Raw genomic sequence first — 3,102 nt, 5'->3', positions numbered from 1 at the left:
GCTTAGAGTTATGATTTGTAATAAGCACTTATACAGAGTTGTGTTGTATTTATCTAGAACTGCTCAAAGCAGTACCCTGATTAAGTATATTCTGTGTAACTTCGTATTAAATCGGTTACTAATCACTTGTAGTTCAAGCTTGTGTTTAACAACGCATTAAACACTGAGAACTATAAGCTATAGCTCAAGCTAATCAACTGTTCTATAAATCTGTAAATCTGTAGTCAGAGTTATTTGGAAGGATAATTTCTATGAAAACACATCAAAAATATATTTTTAGCTTATTGGCAACCACAGCTATGTTGGGAGCAGGAAGTGCTCAAGCAGATCCAATTATCATCGACGATTTTAGCGTAAATCAGCTTGTTGGACTTGAGGCACTTGAACCCGCAGTATTTAGTAGTAGCCAAGTGGGGCCAGATGGTTCTATTATTGGTGGTTTCCGGGATATAGAAGCTATGGGAGATGCTGATAGTCTTCTGGAAACTCGTATCGAAGCAACTGGAGGAGCACTTAATTTTAGTAATGCTACAGGTACTACTGGGTCTGGAACTATAGTTTGGGATGGAGATGACGATCCCACAGAAGTAGATGAAGATGGTTTGGGAGGAATAGACCTAACTGGTGGTGCTTGGCCTCTAGATCGTATATTGGTAGAAATCATCTCAGCTGACCTTCCTGGTTTAGAGTTGGAATTTACTATCTATGACCTTAATAACGGTGTTTCAAGTCTTTCGCAGACCTTTGCCCAAGCTATAACAACTCCAGAAACCGCAACTTTCCTCTTTGATAATTTTAGTGGCAATGCAGATTTCACTAATGTTGGTGCAATTAAGTTGGAGATTGACGGCCCGCCAGAAATTGATGCCCAATTCGACATGATTGAAGTTGGTAAAGAAGTTCGTGGTCGCGTTCCAGAACCTTTAACATCTTTCTGGACTTTGGCAGGAGTATCTGCATTAGCTGGACTATCTAGAAAGAGAAAGTTTTGTAGTAATAAATAGCTCATATTCTGAAAAGTAATTAAAAGATTCCCAGGTTAACAGATGATTTAATGTTGGTGTTAACTAATGAATTCTAGATCCATAAGTTAGAGATGGTTTCAATGGCCTTTTAAGCCTATGGACAGAATAAATTAAACACTGCATTCGGTGATTCCTTTGGAGTCATCGAAGCTAGTTTTTGACACTCCCGCCGTTAAATCAAAGATTATAACGGGGGATTCTTGATTTAATGACTCTTAACTAGGTAACAAATCAAATAAGCTGAATTGTACCCCCGTCAGACCGTCTCCACAAGCTTTTTATTTAACGGTGTGCCCCACCGCTATTAATCCTCTATTTCTGATTACTTTTGCAGCAGCTACATCACGATTAACCTGACAACCACAGTTGCTACAATTATGTTTTCTATCCCCAAGGTTTTTCTTGTTTACATAACCACAATTTGGGCATTCTTGAGATGTATAATTCTTATCAACTTTTGCATAATACTTACCTCGACTCCAACAAACATAAGGTAATATTTCATTAATAAACTTACCTATTCCAGAGTCTAGAGATTGCTTTCTGACAATACCTTTAGACCAGGAAGTAAAGTTAATATCTTCAACAAAAATATTATCTGCTAAATCACAAAGTTGATGAGCTAATTTAAAATGCCAGTCACGTCTAGTATTAGCTATTCTTTCATGTAGCCTAGCTATTTTGTTCTGAAGCTTTAACCAATTACTTGACCCTTTAGCTTTATTCTTAAGTCTACGTTGCAGCAATTTAAGCTCGCGTAGTTGACCTAACAAAAACTTAGGTGATTTAAACAATTTACCTGTAGAAGTGGCTACAAAATTTTCTATTCCTGCATCTATCCCTAAAGACTTTTTTCCTACTGGATTATCTGGAACTAACTCTGATGATTGAAAACTAATCATCAAATAATAACCACTAGCTTTTTTAACTATCCTAGCTTGTTTAGCTACCATAGTTTCTGGATATGGTCTGCTTTTCCTTAATTTAATCCAACCTAACTGAGGTAGTTTAAACCTGTTATTACCCAAGCAATTATTTAACATTGCTGGAAAAACAAAACTCCTCATCCTCTTCTTGAATCTAGGAAAACCTCTACCTAAAGTTTTCATATTAACAAATGCTCTATCTAAAGTTTTTAAAGTTTGTTGTAATACTTGAGCATTAACTGACTTTAATCTAGGATTAGTTTTCTTAGCTACTGTTAAACTTTTAGCTTGACAATTGTAATTAGGGTAGGGAGCATCAGCAGGAATAATATATTCAGAAATAATTGAACAACTATTAATTAGTGATTTTCTTGAACTTAGCCAGTCTTTCCGCTCTCTCAAAGCATAATTATATACAGTTTTACAAACATCAAGAATCTGATTAATTTCTGCTTCTTGTTGTTTTGTAGGTTTGAGTTTATACTGGTAAGTTAAAGTAATCACGTTGACGGTTTTTTTGTTTCCTAATCTATTAATAATATAACACAATATGATTAATTACAAACCTGATTAAATATCTCAAAAACCTATATCAAAGGATTCGCGCTCCGCTCAATTAATTTGTGTTTTTGTAATTCATCTCACCGCTAAATCAAAGATTATAGGGGGAGTCCTCTTTCAACATTCCCTGATAGAGCTTGAGAATAAGATTTTGGGAGATTGCTCTCCTGCCGCTACAGCTTAGAAATGAATTTGATATAAATATTTATTCTCAAATAACTACTTGATTTATTTCCGCTGACTCTTTTTTCCTGATTATTTTAAAATCCAGAGTTCTCCACTGTTATGAACTAATTCTAGTGGGGAGTTTTCTTGTGTTTCTAATGCTGAAATTAAACTCCATTCTGGGCGAAATATAAACACATGACTAAAACCATCAGGAATTTCTGGTACATCACCTACTTCTACAAATTGAAATTTAACTTGAGGATTAAGTAAATAACTCAGAGAAGCTAATCTCAGGGAATGATTACTAATTACAAGTGGGTTGTTTGTTTGGTTAATTATTTTTGCTACTTGAGGGTCATAATAACTGCTATATTTATGCCACCAAGTTTCTGCTTGGGAACTAATTCCACAAGATATTACTC

The 3,102-nt window shown here is 35.1% G+C and carries 2 protein-coding genes and 1 pseudogene; 1 reads left to right on the top strand and 2 read right to left on the bottom strand.

The annotated features are described in order from the left end of the window. The first annotated feature begins 251 nt into the window (after positions 1-251). Positions 252-1,004, top strand: a complete 753-nt coding sequence (locus AC3DU7_RS29770; protein ID WP_488042853.1) for a hypothetical protein — start codon at positions 252-254, stop codon at positions 1,002-1,004. A gap of 299 nt (positions 1,005-1,303) precedes the next feature. Here the strand turns inward: AC3DU7_RS29770 and AC3DU7_RS29765 are convergent, their stop codons facing one another. Together AC3DU7_RS29765 and AC3DU7_RS29760 are read right to left on the bottom strand one after the other, a co-directional pair. Continuing rightward, complete coding sequence (locus AC3DU7_RS29765) at positions 1,304-2,455, bottom strand: RNA-guided endonuclease InsQ/TnpB family protein (protein WP_488042852.1); 1,152 nt, start codon at positions 2,453-2,455, stop codon at positions 1,304-1,306. A gap of 312 nt (positions 2,456-2,767) precedes the next feature. After that, positions 2,768-3,102, bottom strand: a pseudogene (locus tag AC3DU7_RS29760) (glycosyltransferase family 39 protein); the annotation flags it as partial.

This window comes from Okeania sp., from assembly GCF_983059655.1.
The sequence above is the reverse complement of the archived record's forward strand: the minus strand, read 5'-3'. Positions and strand labels throughout refer to the sequence as shown.